The following is a 19616-nucleotide window of genomic DNA, read 5'->3' as shown; positions in this document are numbered from 1 at the left end:
ATAAGGTTTGGTAGACCTTAACAGTGTGGCTCATCTAGGTGCCGGGTAAAAGGGAGGATGAGTCCATATCATTGCTTGCTGATTTAATTGTAATGCTCGATATGTTCGACTTATCATCTTTTAAGCATAACAAGAATATCTGAACATTAAGTCAGCATTTAAAGGGTTTATTGCGGGTTTATGGTTTTTTATCGTCTTTTATTGTTTGATCGGCAAAAATTCATAGTAGCAAGTTCGATTCCCGACATCCTGCCAACTCATAGATTTATAAAGAATTTTTATTAAATTGTTCCGCTGATTGTTGCTTCTTTGAAATGGTAAATAACTATCTGAAGAGGGGCTGTGGAATAACCTTCAACCATGGACTATACTGTTTTTACTGCCATCAAAAAGTGAGACTCATTATGGAACAAGGCACTCCAATGGAGTTAACAAAAATTAAAAAAATTGTTGCTGAGATTAAAGAATTTCCTACTAAGATTGATTCTGCAGAGTTGGCTAAAAATGCACGACACTTACTGAAAAAATATGCATTATTATCTGAAAAAATCGAGAGAAACGTATTAATTACTGCTGCGCATCAAAAAGATCTTGCTAAAATTCGTACAGAAGAGTTCAAAGCTATAAGGCGTACATTAAAAGAAAAAGCAAATTTAATCCTACGTGCAAAAAACAACAAGGATGTTCAAAGTGAAAAACTTGCGAAAAAAGCCGTAAAAAAACCAACCCAAAAGGCCTCAAAAGCAGCTGATGCGTCAGTTGCAAAAGAAACAAGCTCAAAAAAAACGGTGAAAAAATCATCACCTAAATCTAACAAAACAGCTGCTCCCAAAGAAGGCGCATAATTTCATTCTGTCGCAAAGAGCGTTCATAAACCATATATAGGGGGGGGGGCAAAAATATTTCTTAATAAACAATAGAGCTTCACAAGCTTTTCATTTAATCAATTTCATTTTCTATGAATAAGCCTAGGTTAAAACCCAAGCTGTTATTTCTTGCTAAACTTAGTAAATGGACAATAGGATTTAATTTTTGTCTGTGACTCATGTAAAAAGATACATGACCAATTTTTTCAGCTCTCAAAAGGAAGGAGATGAGTAAATGAAAAAACTTCATGTTTTACTAATTAGCACCTTGCTTTTCGGTTGGATGAACATTGGCTATGCAGATGAACAAGCGTGCAATAAAAGTTACGATTATTGTATGAGCTCATGCGAAAGCCAATATAACCATTGTACTGCGAATAATAATGAGGAATCTTACTGCAAGGAGCAATATCAACCCTGTATTCAAGGCTGCAGCAATACTCGAGATAGTTGTTTAACTCAGTAATCTTAAAAAGCTTAAAATGAAAACATTATACTTAAGTGTTGCATTGTTCCTTGTTATTGGATTTAACATTCCTGTTTATTCATCTTCAGAAGATGCAATAGCGATTAAAGGGAATGTACAATTATATAAACTGGCGGCTAATTGCCCGCAGAATTGTACATCATGCTGGGAACAATGTACTAAAGACGATGATTGTGGTGTTGGTCAAAGCTGTATTGCAACTGCTTGCGGTAATCGATGTGTTAAAAAAGCCGCAGATTAGCTAATCTGGGGATGGCCAAACTTGCCACAGCGCTGCAACGCAGCCTGTAGCAAAGGATTACAGTCTAAAACAAGGTACAAGAACGCATTGGGCTTGGTTTCTTAGTCGAAGGCTCTGCCTTTTCCTGCCCCTCTTTGTCATCAGCGGCATAAAATCCATGTTGGCTTAGCCCTGGATTGCTTGGGCTTGTTTGTGAGTTGACAGTCATGGACTCACCAGCAGGCAGAGCGTGCTGACTATCACCCGCTTTCTCCACTTCTTTTTCTCCTTCCTGCGCTGCAGATCCTGCATCACTTGGAGCGTGACTGCCTTTAAGGGCAGTCTCATCAAGGCCAAGTTCCCGACAAGTCAACTGGACCCGTTCCGTTACCTCGGTCGGCACACGTTCTTCCTGAAATAGGTCTGGGTGTCTGGCAAAATACTGGGCCACAAAATCCATTAAGGTCTTGGGATTTTCAGGATGGATAGATAACTTTGCATACTCTTCCCGTTCGGAAAACCCTTTTTCCAATAACTTAATAGTGTGCTTAGCAAAATTAAAATAAACGACACCCTCACCGTCAATGCTGCTGCATAGAGTGGGCTCCCCACCATCATAGTGGTTTAAATTTAAGGTCACACCCTTGGGAATAAGATGCTTATTCTCGGAAAAAAACCGTTTTGTGTACTCAAGGTTCGGTTGATGAGCATCAAACACATCAAAAACAATGTCTTCACCGGGATGCTGGGTTGCAGCATCAACAGCTGCCTTTTGCAGTTGCGCGAAAAGTAGGGCTGTTTTGTCTTGATCAAAGGGGCAGGTAGGGTGGCCTTCGTTGTCAGGATTGTCAATATAATTGCCGTTTTTTACTTCTGCTATCGCTTTATTGAATGCTGTTCCATAGGGTAGCTGATTATATAGATCAGCTAAGAGAAAGGGATCAAAGACGATGCCTAAATCTTGGCAAACAGTCTCAATTGTGGAAAAAGCGGAGCCTTTGAATCGATTATGAGTACCAACATTTGTTAAATCCACTTCATAAGATTGCCTGTTGGAATAAAGAAAGGCATAGACAGAATCAAAGTGTTTGTTTTGTTCCTTTAATGTATCGAGAAAGGCTTTGTTGTGTACTAAAACGGCATTGCCCAAATGCTTTGCAAAATTTTCATGATCCGCATTTAGATAATTCTTATTAAAAAGGCCGCCATCAATACCAAAAGAGATATAGCGTATGGTCATATAAATATCCTATAGAAATTAACTTATGAATTTTGTGAGAGTATTTTAAACAAAAAAACTTAAGAAACTATTAAATTTGTGTTCTATTTGAATGTTTATTAACCATGAATCCCGCGCCAAATGGAATAGAAAATAAGAAAAATGATGACTAAATGCTAAGTTATAGTTCAAACTATGGCTGTTTATTCTAATGGTAAAAATAGTATGGGTATCACAAATATTAATCACATTACACTTGCATGCACTGACATTAATAGGTCTTTCGTATTTTACAAGGATATCCTAGGGTTTAAGCCGCTCGTAAAATGGGATAAAGGAGCATATTTTCTTATAGGGGATTTTTGGTTCTGCCTCAATGTTGATTTAGCAAGGAAACCGCAGCCTTGTTACACTCACTATGCATTTAGTGTAAGCATTAACGACTTTCAATTTATAGCTAAAAAAATTACTGAATCCGGGGCATATATATTCAAAGACAATACTTCGTCAGGTGAATCACTCTATTTTCTTGACCCAGACGGACATAAACTCGAGATTCATGTTGGTAACTATCAAACCAGGATTACAGCTAAAAAAATAGATATTGGCAATTGGAAGAATGTAGAGTGGTTCGTATGATCAAAAATTGATTACCTCAATTGAAAATAAGCTATTAGATCTAACGCTCCGAATACGCCTACCTCCGTTGTAGCGATTTCAAGCGGGGGCCTATATATCAAATGGTTTTTGATGGGTAATCAAGCACTGGTATACTAAAAGATAGAAAGCGCAATCCCCAAAGACCGAACACGCTTGCACCTATTAGCAAATAAGCGATTCCATAGGGCAAGTGCAAGTTTGCTAATAAAAAATGTCCGATAACCGGTGAAAGGCCACCTACAAAACCCATGCTGAGATTATAAGATAATGATGCAGCTGTATATCGAAGATGTATGGGGAAATATTCTCGCATTAAAACTGGGACACAGGCTTCCTCGATACTATATACACAGAATAATAACATCAAGAAGAGTGGTTGTTGGTAAACATAAAAGGCATAAAATACAGGAATTGCGATGATAATATACAGCAAACAACAATAAACTAATAACCGCTTGGCTCCTAAGTAATCCGCTAATAATGCAAATGCAGGTACTAAAATAAGACTAATGCTAATAAATAGCGTTTCATATCGAACCGCTTCGTTTAAAGAATAATTTAATTCTTGTTGTAAAAAAGTACTCACATAGCCCATCAATGCATAGCTGCCCACAGCGCCCACATTAACAACGCAAAACAAGCGCCATAATGCTGGTCTATGATAGGTTAGTACCGTTTTTAAAGGATTATTGACTCTTAGCGAATGGGTTAAAAATTCCGACGATTCTTTTAAATTAGTGCGATAACCAAAACCAATCACCCCAATCAAGCCACCAAATAAAAATAGTAAACGATAACCCCATGCGGATACGGCCGTCTCTCCTAATAAGGCATTTAATCCAATAGTGCTCAGTGAGGCAATCATGATCCCGAAGTTAGAACCATTATTACTTAAAGCACTAAAGAAAGAGCGTCGATGTGGCGATGCAGATTCAGACAAATAAATCATACTTCCTGCAAATTCACCACCTAGACACAATCCTTGAGCAATACGACATAAACACAAGGATAACGTTGCAAAGGGGCCAATCTGGTTATAATCAGGTAAACACGCTAAAACAATGCTTAAACTGGTTAGGCCAGTGATCGACCATCGTAGTGCCAATCGACGGCCATAGCGATCGCCTAAATATCCAAAAAAAATCCCACCTAATGGTCTAAAGAAGAAACTTACAGCATAAACCGTTAATGTGCCTAATAAAGCCAAATGCTGGGCTGTTGGGGGGAAAAAATGCTGTGCTAAAATTGGCGCCAGCAATAGATAAAGCGCAAAATCATACCATTCGATAAAATTGCCACATACAGCAGCAAATAATGCGTGTTGTTTTAATTTCATAGTAATTACATGAAGGTGTCCCTGTTTGCCCCTACGATAGATAACTACAGAAAACTTGGTGCCATTAAGGCTAAAGTTACGTCATCTGCAATTATTGTTTCTCATGGAGGGAAACCGGCTAATGCAAAAATTTGCTGCATAATACCATCACGAGTCCTGCTTGCCTATTGGTAAGGTTAATCGCTGGTTTTGTGAACGATATAGATGTTCGAAATATTTTTGCTAAAAATAGCATTGTCACTGAGAGTGGCACTTTTGCTGAAAAAAAATCAAGTCTTAGTTTTACTGACGAAACATTGACGATCCTGAAAAGGAAAGTTGGTCTGGTTCGTCCTGTGGGGACATTTAAATGGGGGTGTCCTTCGCAGGGAAAAGACAGGCATTCTAGAGGGGCGTAGGTAAGGCAAATGGCTCCTTTTCAGTAGGCTTCGGTTTTATAACCTATACTTAATGTACAGAAGAAATCGAGATGTAAAATGAAAAACATTGAATATGTTAAAGATCCTAAAGACAGAGAACAAATGGTTCGTGCAGTCGCTGAGATGGTGATATTACAGCTGCAATTATCAGTATTCGGTGACCTAGTTGAAGAAAGAGACGAAGAAAGATATCGCCTTTATTACGACCTTATGCGGGACCAGGGAGAATATGATAAATTTAAGAAGCGACGAGCTACTTTTAATTCAGAAGAAGGAGAAATTTATCGTGAATTAAGTCATTTCGATCCTACAGTTGAGTATGGCCGTGAACAAAATATTAAAACGATAAATGAGAAAGTGAAACAAGGACTTCAAGACGCAGAAGAGAGTATTCATTTATATCGAAGCGTGATTCAAAGCGATTATGCCCAGCTAGGAGAGGATGATTTTACGCCGCAGCAGAAGAGCGATTGGGATAAAGCTCGGGTAGGAGAATATTTGTTTGACCCCACTATTTCAACGGAGGAAGTCATACGAAGATTAGTGATGTGGTCTAAGATAATGAACCCCAAAGGGGTTCCCGCTTTAAAAGCACTAGAGATAGCTTATAACAATTATAAATCTGCATCTGTTATGGGTAGGAAAGCAGCAGAGCAGGTATTAATGAACTGCTTTTATGCACTTGAACTCGATAATAAATCTCTAGGTCCTCTTTTGAAAAATTTTGAATCGGAAAATTTAAAACCCTTACAGAAATTTTTATTTTTATGGAGTATCAGCACAGCAGAACAAAAACAAATAAGAGCAGTGATGAGTTATCCTAAAGATTTTCAGAACATGTTCGATTTTGTAGCTAATAATTTAAATAAAATGAGCAACGCACAGCGCGATCAAATTTTATTTGCGATGAAGAGCTTAGAAGCTGCAGAAGCTCCATTTAAAGAGCTCTTAAGGCAGGGTATTACCCGGGATGAATGGGAGCATGTTGACGAAACGCTTGAAAAGCTGAGTAAAGAAATTAGCAGTGCAGAGATGGATTTAGATGATATTGATAGAGAGAACGAACCTAAAAAATTTAAGGCGCAACAATTGCATATAGATTATTTAGAAAGAAAAGAAGCTGCATTAGAAGCATTTAAAGCAATGCAAGGTGAGAAACCATATAAGGAACTACATGAAAAATTTCAGGAGGCTGCTAAATTATTTGTTGATGTGGTCAAAGGAATCCAACTTCGTTTGCCTGAGTCTCTGCCTCAGCCCCAAGAAGCAGCAGTAGCAGAAGAAGCAGAAGAAGTAGAAGACGAGTCAAGGGTTGCTCCACCGCCTTTGGAATTAATGATGCCAGTTCCAATGCCTATGGAACAAGGCGCGCAAATAGAAAAACCGCTTTCTATCCAAGGAATCCTTAAAAAATTAAATCAAATGGGTAGAGATATTTCTGAAGCAGATCTTCCTACTTTAGAAAGCCTCGCAGATGATCTAAAAAAATATCGAGAACGCATAGAGAATATTAAAACTCAAAGCCCCGTGTCTGAAGATATGCAGAAAAAAATCATAGCAGACATTGCAAGCATGCAAGAAAAGATTGAGGAACGAATTAATGAAATACCGCTCACGATCCATCATAGAGCAGTATAGGAAATATAAACCACCTATTTCTCGTTTTTCAAAAATATCATGCTCAAAACGCTTACATGAAAGCAAGTAAATTTTGTTGGGTCTCGACCTAACCAACTTGCTATAATGTCCTCATATAAATAATGATTTTTTTGATATGACTAAATGGCTTAGATCAGTTTTTATTTTTACGGTGATTAGTTTTTTTATATGGGAATTGCATTGTCATATGCCCATATTAATTCAAGGGGTTCAGGAGCTAGGGACTTATTCATTTATTGGATTTTTCATTCTTTATTGTTTTACCATGTTGTTATTTTTGCCTATCGAGCCTATCGTTTTAGCATCAGGAGCTATGTTTGGATTTTATTATGGTTTTTTGATAGCTTTATTTTGTGCCGTTGTGAGCGCAGCTATTGCGTTCATAATAAGTCGATATTTAGGCTTATATTGGTTGCCTCGCGGTAAAAATAAATTATTAGCTCAATGGTTAGAGCGTCTTGAGTCATTTGGATGGAAATCACTTGCTGTAGCACGCTTAACGCCTTTTCTGCCGTGTTCTATTGTAAATTATGGATATGGATTAACGAATATTCGGTTATTTGTTTATACAATCACAAACCTTATATTTTTTATACCCTATAAACTCATCATTACTTATATCGGCTCTCATTTATAGCGCAACCCGGAAATTAACTGCTTTTATGGGGACGGTCCGGGACGGACCGGGTCCGTCCCCATCAAGGTTATTACAAGTTGAATGAACTTCATGAAATTAGATTTACAAAAAAGCTGTATGTGTTATATCTATTAACTATGTATTGTTATGATGCAAGTTATGAGGTAGTTAGTAGATGCACTCAAAAAAAGAAATTTTTAAAGAAAAGAAACGAAGGATGACATCCAATTCACCTGTTGGAAAAAAAGAAGATTTTACTCTTGCATTCGAACAATTTCTGCGAACAGACCTCTTAGTACAGAATCTCAATACACCAGCCTCTTCAGCTTATGATCGAGTGAAACAGGAAATTGCCGATGCAGAGGAAGCGCTCAATAAAATAAAAAAAAGAAAACGCAGGAACCCCCAAAGAGCCACATTAAATGAAACGATCAATAAAAAGAGAAAATGGATAAAGGACGTAGAGACTGTTGAAAATAAATACTTCTTAGCCCTCTGGACTACAATGTTTCACGGTTATCGTATGGATGTAGTAGTAAATCAAAATGAACATATTAAAAGACAGGGACTTGCTGTCCAAGTAGCTAGTGAAGAATTTGCAAAACTATTGCAAGCGGTTCTCTTTCAAGAAATTAAAATAGAAGGAAAAGCATATTCTGCTTCGGATTTAAAAGAATACAAAAACATTCTTAACCGGTTTCATGAATCAGTTAAAGAAATAGTTATCGAAGATAAAAATGAAATTACTTCAGAACGAATTAGAAAACTTCTTGCGGGTAATGATTTAACAATCGAACACAAGTGCAAAGGTCATGCAATCTATACGCAAATCTATCAAGAACGAGATCAACTCGTCATTACCCATTGCAATCGTGGCAATGGCCAAAGAGCGAATCATAATTTAGTTTATCGCATTAATATCGCTGGCTTGGATTTAAATCAATTAAGAACAGCCATAAAAACTATAACTGAATTAGAAGTTGTAAAGGGTGATGAAGAGAACTATAAGAAATTTTACGATCAATATGATAAGACTCTTAAAGATTTAGGTTTCAGCTTTAGTTTAGGCAAACATGTAAAATCGCAAAAAATAGGGAATTGTGTTCTGGCAAATTTAAAAGGTTTATTAAAAGAACGGTTACCCGAAGATGTATATAAATGGTGCATTACGGAAATGAGGGGCCTAAGCACGGTTCAACATTTAATAAGTCCTATGCTGGAATCAGGAAAAAATCTAAAAAATAAAACATTTAATATAGATACTGAAGAGGATTTTTTTCACCTGAGGCAATTAATCCATTATATTTTTGACAAATCGGTAGAGGGAATAATCAATGCTCATTTTGGGAATTTTAGAAAATCTGAAAACCTAAAGAAAGCATTCAAGGCTCTAGGTGAGTATGAGAAAATTATTAATGAGAATAAGGCGCTGAGCTCTGCAAATAGAGCTGCTATAAAAAATTATATTCATTCCAAAATAGATCCATATAAAAAAGTATTCACCAATTCTGAAATGTGTAAACCAAAGATATTTTATGAGGTACTATGGAATGAGGCCCAGAAAATTGTTGCCTTATCCTCTGATGATTCGAGCAAAAAAGAATTTTTTAACTATTTAATCAGTAAAGCTACGAGCAACCCCAATTTTTTTACGGATATTTATGATTGTTTCTACAGCGAAAAAAAGGAGAATGGTGGTCCGTTAGTTAAATTAGTATTTACCCAAGCAATAGAATTTATTACTAATGATACAGTTCTAAATGATCCCGAATACCTTGCTGTCTATCAAGACTCACTAAGAAAAATACTTTTAAAAGAATGTGAAAAGTCGCCATGTGATCGCGAGCTGATTTCTATTTTAACGAAAACTCAACTCACATGTGTCAATCCAAATTTATATGTCTCAGCCTTTGCTGCGATGAGAGATCATAAAAAAACTGAGAATAAGTATGCTTCACTTCAATTAGTGTTAGATTCGGCTTTAAAAAATTCTCAATTTTTAGATTTATTCATTCGCAAGAAAAAGCCCCAAATGCCTACTTTTTTTAAACAGAAAGAAGAACACTTTGAACTTTCTACCTTTTTTAAATCGGCAGCGGAATTTATTATTGAAAATACAGAACTGCCTTTGACACAAGAAAAATTGCAACTCCATCTGGATAAAATTGTTCACAGTTCAATAGAACGTACAGCTGACAAAGATAAAGTAAAAAGATTTTTAGAATTGTTCTGTTATAAACAATTACTCGACTCTAAAAAAATCAATGAAAAAAATATAAGGTATTGGAAAAATCTTAATGTGCTAGCTCATCAATGCAAACAAATCCACTATTGTTATTCTGATGCAATTAAAGTAGCAGATAATGTACTTAGTAGTTATCGTAAATTAGAAACTTTATCCACTCGACCAGCATCGAAACGAGATGGAAAAGCATTTAATCGAGCCACGGATGTAACAACGATTTTGGGAACATCGTATTCGAATTGAATCAGATTTTTGCTCTCAAGTAAGTTATTGTTGGGTCGCGGCCCAACCTACCCGTTATTTGCAACTATACTCAAAAAGATAAATGACTTTTTTATCTGTCGTTAATATTTTTAAATTCATATTTTTCTTTTTGAGTATCAACCATGCAATGCAATCTTGATGACTCAAATTTTAAAAAGGCCTACTGATGAATTATGGAAAGATCCGCATAAATATATCTTATATTACCTTTCTTATACTATTAATCACTGCAAACTGTGTATTAATTATGTGTACGCTTGATAAAAAAGGTCTAAATCCCAACACGTCACCTTTGGTTTGGGCTTCGGCTGCGATCTTCCTGTCTTTTATTATGGATCGTATTTTAATGATGCTGTCTCAAAGTTTACAAATAAATAAAATTCCAAATAATGATGGGAAAAATAAGTCAACTATACTCTATGCAATTTTACATGTTACGTTCAGTATTATTTTATTAATTGTTGTTATCTATTTTTCAGCAAGGTTTATCCATTTTTGGTATAAGAGTTTATTCCCACCTAATCAGAATTTAGTTTATTCTCCACAATTTTTCGGACTAATTGGGGGTTATTTATTCTATATAATTGTCCGGGTTCCTCTAAAATACTTTTTTAGTTTCATTTATTCAAGTATTGGTAAAGTATCAAAATTACCCACGTATAGACTAATAAATGATGGCGTTGAAATTAACTTCAACATGATTGATGTATCCGATCCAAAGAAACAATATACTGCTTTTTTACACTTTAAAGATATTGAAAGAATCCAAATTCTGACCTATATGGATGCTCTTTCTTATTTTAGATACCAAATAAATGCTGATATACGACTTCAAGCTATGGAAAATAGTTTTTTGTTAGGTAAAAAACAACCGGATTATTACATTTCACCTCCAGCTGGAAATGGCACAAATGTCATAATAGAAGGAACAAATTTATTTTATTTTTTAACTTTTAAAACCAAGGATGCCACTGATCTAACCGATGCATTTAAAGCGTTTAAAGAACAGATTTCTTAAAATGGTCATTCCTGAGAGTCCAAATGATATCGAGCCCCCCTAAATAAGGATCAATTCTTGTATTATGGTCAGAGGCAATTCAATTCATTAATTTTAAAGCGATTTGGCTTTTAGAAAAACAACCAAACTTCTCACGTAAATTTTCAAAATGCCTTTCAATCGTTCGTCTGGATACATTCAGTATTTTTGCCGTTTCATCAGAAGTTTTTCCTTTGATATACCAAAATAATACTTCTTTTTCACGAGGAGTAATTTGAATTTTAGATTCTGATAAATAAAAAGATGCTGGGAAAGTTTGCTCTATAAAATTATTTTGTTTTAATGTCAAATCCCATAAATTAGCAAATTCAGGATCTCGATTTTCTTGAAATGGGTTTTGGTTTAATTTATTACGAATGAATGTAATTTTGTTTTCAAAATAGAGATTAAATTTTTTAAGTACATTGAGATTATTCAAATAAATGTGGTTAATATCCTGCTTTCCAAGCGGGGCATCAAAGGAATACAATTTAATGGTGCAATTATCCGCAATTTCTAATATACGAAACGAATGTCCATAATCAAAATGATTAAGAAGTTGAAATACGGGTAAGCTATATTGTTTGTATTCATCTTGATAAACGTCGATTAGATAAAACCCAGTTTTAGGATAAGTCTTTAAAATACTAGTAGGTGCACTTTTAACCAATTGTTGGTTAATACATTTCTCAAAATAATTGCTGTCACTTCCTAACCAAATCAAATTGCCTTGATTACTTATTTCAACATAGCTGAAATGATTAATACCTATTTCTTTAAATAGATCATTACAAATTTGATTAACATAATCGGAATAATTTATTAATTCGTTGGTGTTCATCAATTAACTAATAGCTCCGGATTATTCAAAAACATCGAGTCATCAAATCGACAAAGGACAATAATTTAACACATTGATCATAACAAGAGAATCTTCTTTCAGATTTGCAAAGCAAATTTTAAAAACTAATCTTTTTAGGAGTTTATTATCAACGACTTACTTAACTCCGAAGCAGAGATTGGGTAAAACCACCCATCCACGATTTTTTTTACCTGAATTAATATACGCCGATTTGGTTTTTGTTTATATATTATGAACGATATTTATTATTGGCGACATATTTTTGGTGATGACGATCTGCTGGTAACTTACAAAGCAGAAATAGAGCAGCTTTTGGCGGGCGATTATAAAAGCTTGTCGTTAGAAAAGCTTCATGGTGTTTCAGGGATTTCTATTTATAGCATCCGTGTGAATAGGGAGACACGCCTTTTATTTACTGCATACAAGGAAAAGTTATGTTTGCTGGATGTAGTATATAACCATGATTACCATAAGAATCGTTATTTAAGAAACCCTGGATTGTTAAAAGCTTTTCTGGCCAAGCTTGATAATCGCAATATTGAGATTCAATTAAACACTGAAAAGTTATCACTCTCCACATGCCGCAGTGACGAGTTAGAACAGCAATTACCCAATAGCAAAGAAAAGGGCAAAGTCATCGCAATTGATTACTACAAGCAAGATTTTATTCTCTTAAGTGAACAGCAGGAGCATGCTTTCCGTACCAAACTACCCGCTATCATCTATGGACCTGCTGGCTCTGGCAAAACCTGTGTGGCATTTTTTACCTTGAAGGATTACATCCAGCAAGTTGGTAGTCAAGAAGGTACATTTCCCGTTCTCTATGTAAGCCGCTCCAACGCATTGGTTGCAGAAATGAAAGCGCAATGGGTAGATAGCGTCACATCGCCTCAACGTGATTTGGTATCATTCTTAACTTATGATGAATTGTTTAGCAAACATTTGGTTGAGAAAAGAGGACTTGCTGACGATCAATATTTTGGCACCTGGTTAGTCCAAGCAATTAAACAGCCCAAATACAAATTGTTTGATAAAACTTTAAATTCCAAAGTAGTATGGCATGAATTCAGGATTTGTTCAGGATACACCAACAACGATTACCTGAATTTGGGTAGTCGACAAAGTAGTATCACCAAGGAGCAGCGTCAGCTAATTGTCCAGCTTTATCGTGACTATCAATCTGGTCTTATTCAAAAAAATTATCTTTCTACTGAGCTTAGTCCCATTACATCAAAAGCATCTTATTCACTGATTCTAGTGGATGAAGCTCAAGATTTTTCCTATGGTCAACTCGAAAATCTCTATAACCTGGCTCAAAACGGTCATATCGTTTATTTTTTAGGAGACCATCAAGTACTGTTTGATGGCAAGTCCCGTTTACCTTATTTGCGCCAAATGGCTTATGCAAAAAATAGGGGCGGCTTTAGTGAACACCAATTGTCAAGCAGTTACCGATGTTCAAAACCCATCATCGAAGTAACAAACACGCTTATCAAATTGAAATATCAAGTCACAGGCGGCGCTGCGGATAAGGCAGAGCTAGGTCAAATTGTTTCTACAAAGGAAGATAAGGATAAAGGTGAGCTGCATTGGATTGACAGCAAAAGTAGTCAGTTAAAAGCGCTCCAAGAAGAAGCCAAACACACTAATTTTGCCGTCATTACTTTTCCCGAATTTATCGAAGAAGCTAAAAGAGCACTAGGAACACCTCTGGTTTTTACTCCTGAGGAAATTAAAGGTCTGGAATATGATACTGTTCTTGTGTGGCGTCCTCTTGATGTGATTGACAGCTCAATCGCCTGTACAAAACTTAAAGAACGACAGGATCAAACTCTAGCAGCTGGCCATCGTGCCAAGGCAGGAGAGGCTGATGAAACGTGCCTTCCTTATTTTAACCGATTAATCACTTCGGTCACTCGTGCGCGTCGAAGACTTATCTTTGTTCAGGACAAACAACATCCTACCCAAATAATGCACGAAGCCTTACAAACTGTATTTTCACTAGAGACAAAGTCGCAAGTACTCTCGCCGATAGATACCGTATTCCGTTCAACCGAACAAGATTGGGAAGAGGAAGCACGAAAATTATTGCGCCAGGGTAATGAAGCCCAAGCACGTAACATTTTTTTAGAGACTCTTGGCAGCACTGAAGAAAAATTTAAAGAATTCCAACAAACAATGACAAAACCCTTTGTAGTACTCAAGCCTGCAGAGAATGTACTCGAAGAAAAAGCAGTCAATAGCGTGCAGCCTAAAACGTCTAAGAAAAAAAAGAAAGAGGAAGTTCTCAAACCCCAATCCACTACGGCAAATTTCTCTATCCTACCACCGCTTTTCACACCACCGACCATGACGCGAGAAGAAAAAGCGCAGCAAGAATTAATGGCTGATTTTTCAGAAAAACGACTAACTGTCGTTCTGTCTATTTTCCCGTTGGACATCCTTTTGCAAACCCCTGCGACCTCCAAACAGACACTGTGGCAATTTATCTTAAGTGATATTAATCGCACAAAGCTATTTACTAAGGTTATCGTAAACGATCATAAAATTACGGAAAAGTTTATTCAAGCTAATCGAAAGCAGCTGAATTTCTTTATAAACCGTATCGATCAAAATGGTAAAGAAATTCGAGATCATTTAAACAAATTGAATAGGGTTATTAATGATCTCGCCTTAATTTTTCATGCCAGGAAATTGTACACACCAACTCTGGCTTATGTTGCTACGCTAACAAGGAACATTGCCCGTCTTCGTGACTTACATCAATTAGGAGCCGATTTTAATAAAACAATTGATAAAGAAGTAACTCTACCCTTTGTCGCTGCTGACTGTGGTTTCGCCGATGTGCTTGAGAATCTTTATCAATATGGCGCTGATCTTAATAAAACAACTGGTGGAGTGACTCCAGCTCATATTGCTGCTCAAAAGGGTCATGTCAAAATAATTGAGAAACTTTATCAATGCGGCGCCGATCTTAATGCTGCAACTGCTGAAGGAATGACTCCAGCCTTTGTAGCCGCCCAGGAGGGGCATGCCGCCGTAATAGAAAAACTTCATGAATATGGTGCTGATCTTAACAAAGCAGATGATGAGGGATTTACCCCAGCCTTTATAGCCGCTCAGGATGGTCATGTCGAAGTCATTGAGCAACTTGGTAAGTCTGGCGCTGACCTTAACAAAGCAAATGTTGAGGGATTTACTCCAGCCTTTGTAGCCGCCCAAGAGGGGCATGCCGCCGTAATAGAAAAACTTCATGAATACGGTGCTGATCTTAACAAAGCAAATGTTGAGGGGTTTACTCCAGCCATTGTAGCCGCCCAGAATGGTCAAGCCGTCATAATTGAAAAACTTCATGAATGTGGTGCTGACCTGAATAAAGCAAGTATTGATGGCTCAACACCTATTCATATTGCAATAAAAAGAGATCAAATTGACGTCATTAAAACGCTGGATGCTCTCGGTGCTAATTTTAATCAACCCAAGAGAGATGGTATGACAACAGCCTACATTGCGGTTCAAAAAGGTAACATAAGTGTTATTCGGCTGTTGTTAGAAAAGAAAGTAAATTTCGATTCACCTTATTTAACCAACAAAAACGATTTGTTTAAATTTTTAAATATTGATTCACGAGATATCAAATCCAGTAATCAAAAAAATATCTTGTTAAAAATTGATCGTTTCATTAAGCGGCAAGGAAACAAAGGGGACTCATTTTCTATTTTACCCATTGAGCTTGCCGAGATTATGGAGCGCCAAGATATTATCGATTTAATAAAAAGCTATCAAACACAAAGTCGTCAGAGTTATAGTTTTTTTACTCTGAAAAACTCTTCTGAGGAAGTTACCAAGAGCTCTATCAGACCGGAGCCATGATTTACATTGAACTATTTGTAAATTGACAATTTTTTTTAAGGTATCCACATCGGCTATTAGACAGGAATGTATGTTAAAGAACTTATGGGGACGGTCTGGATCCGTCCCCAGCGCTCTTTTCATTGTCTCCATAAAAGAACAATTCCTAACAGGATAAATAAACAACTGATTACCCGGGTTAACCACTTTATAATTAAGAATACTTTAGTGGTATCTTGCATTGAGTTAAGTGCCCCATTGATAGTCAAACTAAACAGGACATTGGCTATTCCTCCCAAAAAAGCAAATAAAAATCCCATCCAAACGGCGTGAATGGTTGTATAACGATCATTAGAACTCATAAATTGTGGCAATATGGTCATGAAAAAAAGGATAATTTTGGGATTGAGTGCATTAATGACAGTCCCTTTTAAAAAAATCGAACCTTGAGCAGAAGAAACATTCATCGTTTTGGGTTTTATCAATTGTGATACACCAAGATAAATCAAGAAGCAGGCACTGGCATATTTTGAAATACTATGAAATGAAGGCCATTTAGCGAGGGTAGTGGTTAACCCAGCAGTTGAAGCTATAATATGCAGCATGGTTCCAAACTCAATACCGATAATCGAGAGTACGATTGCGCGTGAATTGCGACTTAATGTTTGCTGCGCCACATAAAACATAGCTGGCCCAGGCATAATATTCAATAAAATGGATGTCATTAAAATATAAGTCATAGTCGTAATATCCCTATTATTCTTTATGTTACGATTTAGCAGTAATGGATTTCTTGAAACTCTTGGCTCAAAAGACTGGCATCATGTGCTATGCGCTCTGCTTTTTCATGAGTTGCTAGTGCTCGATAAATGAGTTCGGCAATTTGTTGCATTTGCTTTTCTTTCATTCCTCTTCGAGTTATCTCTGTAGTGGCCAGTCTTAATCCTAGTGATGATGTATCATCACCAGGTAATGAGACATGATTCCCGATAATATTGCATGCTTCCAATCGACTAGCCGCACTAAATCCTCCGCCATATTTCTCAGCATGAATTAAAATTTGATGCGTCTGAGTAAAATTTTTTTCTTTGGCAAAAACGCTAATGCCACAATCATCCAAATGGGTTGCCAAGGCTTTCGCATTACCTACTACTTGCCTCATATACGATTCGCCATATTGATGAAGCTCTAATGCGGTTAACGTTAAGGCTGCGACTCGATTTAATTGGTAAGTGCCCACAAAACTGGGGAACGCAGTTGTTTCGATTGACTTAGTTAATCGCTCATCATCCCAAAGCAATAATCCACCTTGTGGACCGCTATATGTTTTTCCAGTAGAACCACTAACCAGAGTAACGCCTTGTTTAAACGGATTGGTAAAACACTTCCCTGCAATTAAACCAAGTTCATGTGATGCATCATAAAAAACTTGAGTCTTATATTTTTGTGCTATGGTACAGATTTCTTGTAATGGTTGTTCAAATAAGCAAATTGAAAACCCAAGGGTTATTAACTGAGGTCGATAACGGCAAACCAGATATTCAAGTTGATGTAAATCAATCGTGACCTGATCGGGTAGAAAAGGCATAGGCACAATGTTTAAATCCAACAAACCCGGCATACTTTGACTGCTATTACTTGAATCACCGCCATGCGTCGGCATAACGGTAATCAAGGTATCTCTGGGTTTTGTAAGAACAGAATAGGCAACCTGACATGCTTGTGTCCCACCCAATAGCCGATGTTCACAGAAATGACATTCAAATAAGCTCCACATTAATACATGACAAATCGATTCAAGTTGATCAATGTACTCACTTGCCATGAAGTAACGATTTTTTTTACCAATATGCCCACCCGCTGTGCGTGTGCTTAAATCACACGCAAGTAATGAGCGGGCAACCTGACTCAAAGAGCTTTCTGCTGCGACAAGATTGATGCATTTTTGGGTTCGCCAATGATCATTATTTTTAATTAAACCCAGTATAAGAGCCCTCATATGTTCAAAAGACTTACAATGCATTAAATCATGTTGCGCTTTTATAAATAACGCAGGGTCATGGGCTGTTTGCTTAGTTAGAAACATGCTGAGCAGCCTCTGCATTCACATTATCCCACCAGCGGTCATCAACAGTTAGAAATGGGTTTGATTGATCGCGAATACTGGCCCAGGTCATATTAAGCATAATGCGAGTTGCATCATATCTTAGGGGCAATGTGCGATGTAGGGTGGTATCAGCTTTTAAAAGGTACACATCTCCTGGAACAAATGAATGAGTGTAAATAGGGTTATCACAAAAATATTGATGCAAGTCGGGCGCTTCCTTATCCCAGCTCGTATGCGGGACGCACTGCAACATTCCACCACAATCAACAGGTGGCATTTCAACAATCCAGATTAAAGCAAAACTATAATCTCCCCAATGCCAACCGTGTGTATCACCGCTAAATTCTTGCTTGGTAATGACGAATTTTTCGTCTTCTTTAACGTTGGTTAATAATTTCTCTTGGGTGATTTTTTCTAAAAATTCCAATAAAGAATAATCCTCTCTAACTTCTTTGATCATCGTGCTGTGTTCTTCAATCAACTCACTCCGTACCACACTTAAATATCGAGGAGTATTGTCTGTAGTTTTTAAAAAAAGATCGCGACGTTCGGCATATTTTTCAAGTAAACCATAAATTTCATTATGAATACTTTGCTTAAGTTGTTCGCTAACGATATTGGGAATTTTAACCATGCCATGTCGCGAAAATTGTTCACGTAAATTTCGAATTTGTTTTGCAGTAAAAGTTGAGTAAGTGTGCGATGAAATCGTTTCATTTAATGAATTCATGATCAGTCCTTTTGGTTATTTTTTTCGAAAATCATTCTTCCATTATTCACCTATGGCAAGCAATACCATATTTTTGTAATATATTATTTCAATAATGAAATAATGATTTGTCGTGCTATCAGATATAGAAGTATTCTTACAAGTCGTAGACAGTAATAGCTTTTATAAGGCAGCAAACCTATTAAAAATTTCTCCTGCTTCGGTTACTCGAAAAGTGGCTAATCTTGAACGTGAACTCGGAGTGACGCTGTTAAATCGTAATACACGACGATTTTCATTGACCAAATACGGCGAGCATTGCTACACGCATTGTCAAAATATCCCTACAATTCTTGCAGAATTAAAGGGGGATATCGCAGATAAGATAAAAGAACCTTCAGGCTTACTTAATCTCTCGGTTTCTGTTTATTCAGGTTATATTGAATTGTTACCAATTGTTGCCAAGTTTTTGAAAGCTTATCCGCAAATTACAATTCAATTTATAAAAAGTAATATTTTCCCTGATTTGATCGATGACTCTTATGACATTTATTTTCGCTATAAAGAAATAAATACACGCACCTTACAATCAAAAAAATTAATTGAGCATCAAATGATATGTTGTGCTACACCAAATTATTTAGAATGTCATGGTATCCCGATAAAACCTGATGAATTGAAGAACCATAATTGTATTATTCATCAAATCAATTTATATGAAGGAGATAATTGGTTTTTTCGTCAACATGATAAAAACTATTCCGTTTCTGTAAATGGGAATTTACGTCTCAATAATTCTGCTCTGGTATTGGAAGCAGTGTTACAAGGAGTAGGTATTGCTTTTTTGCCGAGCTATTTTTTTCAAAAATTTATTGATCTCGGTGAACTAACAGAAGTTTTGACTGACTTTAGGCCCACACCGATGCCAGTATGGTTAGTGCATCCAAGACCAAAATATCTATCTCGAAAGCATCGTGTATTTATTGATTTTATCTTGGACGCTTACCATGATAATGCCAGCTAGCGCTATAAATCGAA

16 protein-coding genes are annotated in these 19616 nt (G+C 36.6%); 10 read left to right on the top strand and 6 right to left on the bottom strand.

Features of this window, described 5'->3' with window-relative positions; all coding sequences use genetic code 11:
- The first annotated feature begins 404 nt into the window (after nucleotides 1-404).
- From Lstg_RS07825 to Lstg_RS07815, 3 genes are all read left to right on the top strand, one after another.
- Nucleotides 405-845 (top strand): hypothetical protein, encoded by a 441-nt coding sequence (locus Lstg_RS07825; RefSeq protein ID WP_058477108.1) that lies wholly within the window; start codon nucleotides 405-407, stop codon nucleotides 843-845.
- 256 nt (nucleotides 846-1101) lie between these two features.
- The gene (locus tag Lstg_RS07820; RefSeq protein ID WP_058477107.1) at nucleotides 1102-1332 is read left to right on the top strand and encodes a hypothetical protein; all 231 of its coding nucleotides are present in this window, start codon (nucleotides 1102-1104) and stop codon (nucleotides 1330-1332) included.
- Between the two features lie 16 nt (nucleotides 1333-1348).
- Nucleotides 1349-1594 carry a hypothetical protein gene (locus Lstg_RS07815; RefSeq protein ID WP_058477106.1) on the top strand — a complete coding sequence of 82 codons (246 nt, stop codon included), beginning with the start codon at nucleotides 1349-1351 and terminating at the stop codon, nucleotides 1592-1594.
- A 64-nt stretch (nucleotides 1595-1658) separates the two neighbouring features.
- Here Lstg_RS07815 and Lstg_RS07810 read toward each other — a convergent pair whose 3' ends face one another.
- Nucleotides 1659-2813 carry a hypothetical protein gene (locus Lstg_RS07810; RefSeq protein ID WP_058477105.1) on the bottom strand — a complete coding sequence of 385 codons (1155 nt, stop codon included), beginning with the start codon at nucleotides 2811-2813 and terminating at the stop codon, nucleotides 1659-1661.
- Between the two features lie 204 nt (nucleotides 2814-3017).
- Between Lstg_RS07810 and Lstg_RS07805 the strand changes: the two genes are divergently transcribed.
- On the top strand, nucleotides 3018-3431 hold the full coding sequence (locus Lstg_RS07805) for a fosfomycin resistance glutathione transferase (RefSeq protein WP_058477111.1): 414 nt from the start codon (nucleotides 3018-3020) through the stop codon (nucleotides 3429-3431).
- 97 nt (nucleotides 3432-3528) lie between these two features.
- On the opposite strand, the gene Lstg_RS07800 is transcribed toward Lstg_RS07805, so the two are convergent.
- Complete coding sequence (locus Lstg_RS07800) at nucleotides 3529-4788, bottom strand: MFS transporter (protein WP_058477104.1); 1260 nt, start codon at nucleotides 4786-4788, stop codon at nucleotides 3529-3531.
- 476 nt (nucleotides 4789-5264) lie between these two features.
- Here Lstg_RS07800 and Lstg_RS07790 point away from each other — a divergent pair, with 476 nt between their 5' ends.
- The 4 genes from Lstg_RS07790 (at nucleotide 5265) to Lstg_RS07775 (ending at nucleotide 11030) form a co-directional block, all read left to right on the top strand.
- Nucleotides 5265-6845 (top strand): hypothetical protein, encoded by a 1581-nt coding sequence (locus tag Lstg_RS07790; protein ID WP_058477102.1) that lies wholly within the window; start codon nucleotides 5265-5267, stop codon nucleotides 6843-6845.
- 136 nt (nucleotides 6846-6981) lie between these two features.
- Nucleotides 6982-7503, top strand: a complete 522-nt coding sequence (locus Lstg_RS07785; protein WP_058477101.1) for a TVP38/TMEM64 family protein — start codon at nucleotides 6982-6984, stop codon at nucleotides 7501-7503.
- 175 nt (nucleotides 7504-7678) lie between these two features.
- Nucleotides 7679-9991: a hypothetical protein gene (locus Lstg_RS07780; RefSeq protein WP_058477100.1), complete on the top strand. Its 2313-nt coding sequence runs from the start codon at nucleotides 7679-7681 to the stop codon at nucleotides 9989-9991.
- Nucleotides 9992-10259: 268 nt separating this feature from the next.
- A complete protein-coding gene (locus tag Lstg_RS07775; protein ID WP_238585397.1) occupies nucleotides 10260-11030 on the top strand; it encodes a hypothetical protein in 771 nt (256 codons plus the stop codon).
- Nucleotides 11031-11109: 79 nt separating this feature from the next.
- Here the strand turns inward: Lstg_RS07775 and Lstg_RS07770 are convergent, their stop codons facing one another.
- Nucleotides 11110-11889: a helix-turn-helix transcriptional regulator gene (locus Lstg_RS07770; RefSeq protein ID WP_058477098.1), complete on the bottom strand. Its 780-nt coding sequence runs from the start codon at nucleotides 11887-11889 to the stop codon at nucleotides 11110-11112.
- Nucleotides 11890-12141: 252 nt separating this feature from the next.
- Here Lstg_RS07770 and Lstg_RS07765 point away from each other — a divergent pair, with 252 nt between their 5' ends.
- Entirely contained in the window at nucleotides 12142-15783 is a 3642-nt protein-coding gene (locus tag Lstg_RS07765) for an ankyrin repeat domain-containing protein (RefSeq protein ID WP_058477097.1), read from the top strand.
- A 119-nt stretch (nucleotides 15784-15902) separates the two neighbouring features.
- Here Lstg_RS07765 and Lstg_RS07760 read toward each other — a convergent pair whose 3' ends face one another.
- From Lstg_RS07760 to Lstg_RS07750, 3 genes are read right to left on the bottom strand one after another with little or no spacing between them, the layout of a single operon-like run.
- A complete protein-coding gene (locus tag Lstg_RS07760) occupies nucleotides 15903-16502 on the bottom strand; it encodes a LysE family translocator (RefSeq protein ID WP_058477096.1) in 600 nt (199 codons plus the stop codon).
- A 35-nt stretch (nucleotides 16503-16537) separates the two neighbouring features.
- Nucleotides 16538-17848 carry an aminotransferase class I/II-fold pyridoxal phosphate-dependent enzyme gene (locus tag Lstg_RS07755; protein WP_058477095.1) on the bottom strand — a complete coding sequence of 437 codons (1311 nt, stop codon included), beginning with the start codon at nucleotides 17846-17848 and terminating at the stop codon, nucleotides 16538-16540.
- Nucleotides 17835-18599, bottom strand: coding sequence for a HalD/BesD family halogenase (locus Lstg_RS07750; RefSeq protein ID WP_058477094.1), 765 nt, complete (start codon nucleotides 18597-18599; stop codon nucleotides 17835-17837). The genes Lstg_RS07755 and Lstg_RS07750 overlap by 14 nt, the downstream gene beginning before the upstream one ends.
- 112 nt (nucleotides 18600-18711) lie before the next feature.
- On the opposite strand from Lstg_RS07750, the gene Lstg_RS07745 reads away from it, so the two are divergent.
- Nucleotides 18712-19602: a LysR family transcriptional regulator gene (locus Lstg_RS07745; protein ID WP_058477093.1), complete on the top strand. Its 891-nt coding sequence runs from the start codon at nucleotides 18712-18714 to the stop codon at nucleotides 19600-19602.
- Nucleotides 19603-19616: the final 14 nt, after the last annotated feature.

The sequence above is a fragment of the Legionella steigerwaltii genome (genome assembly GCF_001468065.1).
In the GTDB taxonomy this organism is placed as follows: Bacteria; Pseudomonadota; Gammaproteobacteria; order Legionellales; family Legionellaceae; genus Legionella; species Legionella steigerwaltii.
This window is presented reverse-complemented; position numbering and strand designations above follow the sequence as displayed.

What these genes read in the sequence shown, in the direction of transcription:
- Lstg_RS07825 (WP_058477108.1), top strand. Translation starts at nt 405, where the DNA reads ATGGAACAAGGCACTCCAATGGAGTTAACAAAAATTAAAAAAATTGTT.
- Lstg_RS07780 (WP_058477100.1), top strand. Translation starts at nt 7,679, where the DNA reads ATGCACTCAAAAAAAGAAATTTTTAAAGAAAAGAAACGAAGGATGACA.
- Lstg_RS07790 (WP_058477102.1), top strand. Translation starts at nt 5,265, where the DNA reads ATGAAAAACATTGAATATGTTAAAGATCCTAAAGACAGAGAACAAATG.
- Lstg_RS07810 (WP_058477105.1), bottom strand. Translation starts at nt 2,813, where the DNA reads ATGACCATACGCTATATCTCTTTTGGTATTGATGGCGGCCTTTTTAAT.
- Lstg_RS07800 (WP_058477104.1), bottom strand. Translation starts at nt 4,788, where the DNA reads ATGAAATTAAAACAACACGCATTATTTGCTGCTGTATGTGGCAATTTT.
- Lstg_RS07815 (WP_058477106.1), top strand. Translation starts at nt 1,349, where the DNA reads ATGAAAACATTATACTTAAGTGTTGCATTGTTCCTTGTTATTGGATTT.
- Lstg_RS07785 (WP_058477101.1), top strand. Translation starts at nt 6,982, where the DNA reads ATGACTAAATGGCTTAGATCAGTTTTTATTTTTACGGTGATTAGTTTT.
- Lstg_RS07760 (WP_058477096.1), bottom strand. Translation starts at nt 16,502, where the DNA reads ATGACTTATATTTTAATGACATCCATTTTATTGAATATTATGCCTGGG.
- Lstg_RS07775 (WP_238585397.1), top strand. Translation starts at nt 10,260, where the DNA reads ATGTGTACGCTTGATAAAAAAGGTCTAAATCCCAACACGTCACCTTTG.
- Lstg_RS07770 (WP_058477098.1), bottom strand. Translation starts at nt 11,889, where the DNA reads ATGAACACCAACGAATTAATAAATTATTCCGATTATGTTAATCAAATT.
- Lstg_RS07750 (WP_058477094.1), bottom strand. Translation starts at nt 18,599, where the DNA reads ATGAATTCATTAAATGAAACGATTTCATCGCACACTTACTCAACTTTT.
- Lstg_RS07820 (WP_058477107.1), top strand. Translation starts at nt 1,102, where the DNA reads ATGAAAAAACTTCATGTTTTACTAATTAGCACCTTGCTTTTCGGTTGG.
- Lstg_RS07805 (WP_058477111.1), top strand. Translation starts at nt 3,018, where the DNA reads ATGGGTATCACAAATATTAATCACATTACACTTGCATGCACTGACATT.
- Lstg_RS07755 (WP_058477095.1), bottom strand. Translation starts at nt 17,848, where the DNA reads ATGTTTCTAACTAAGCAAACAGCCCATGACCCTGCGTTATTTATAAAA.
- Lstg_RS07765 (WP_058477097.1), top strand. Translation starts at nt 12,142, where the DNA reads ATGAACGATATTTATTATTGGCGACATATTTTTGGTGATGACGATCTG.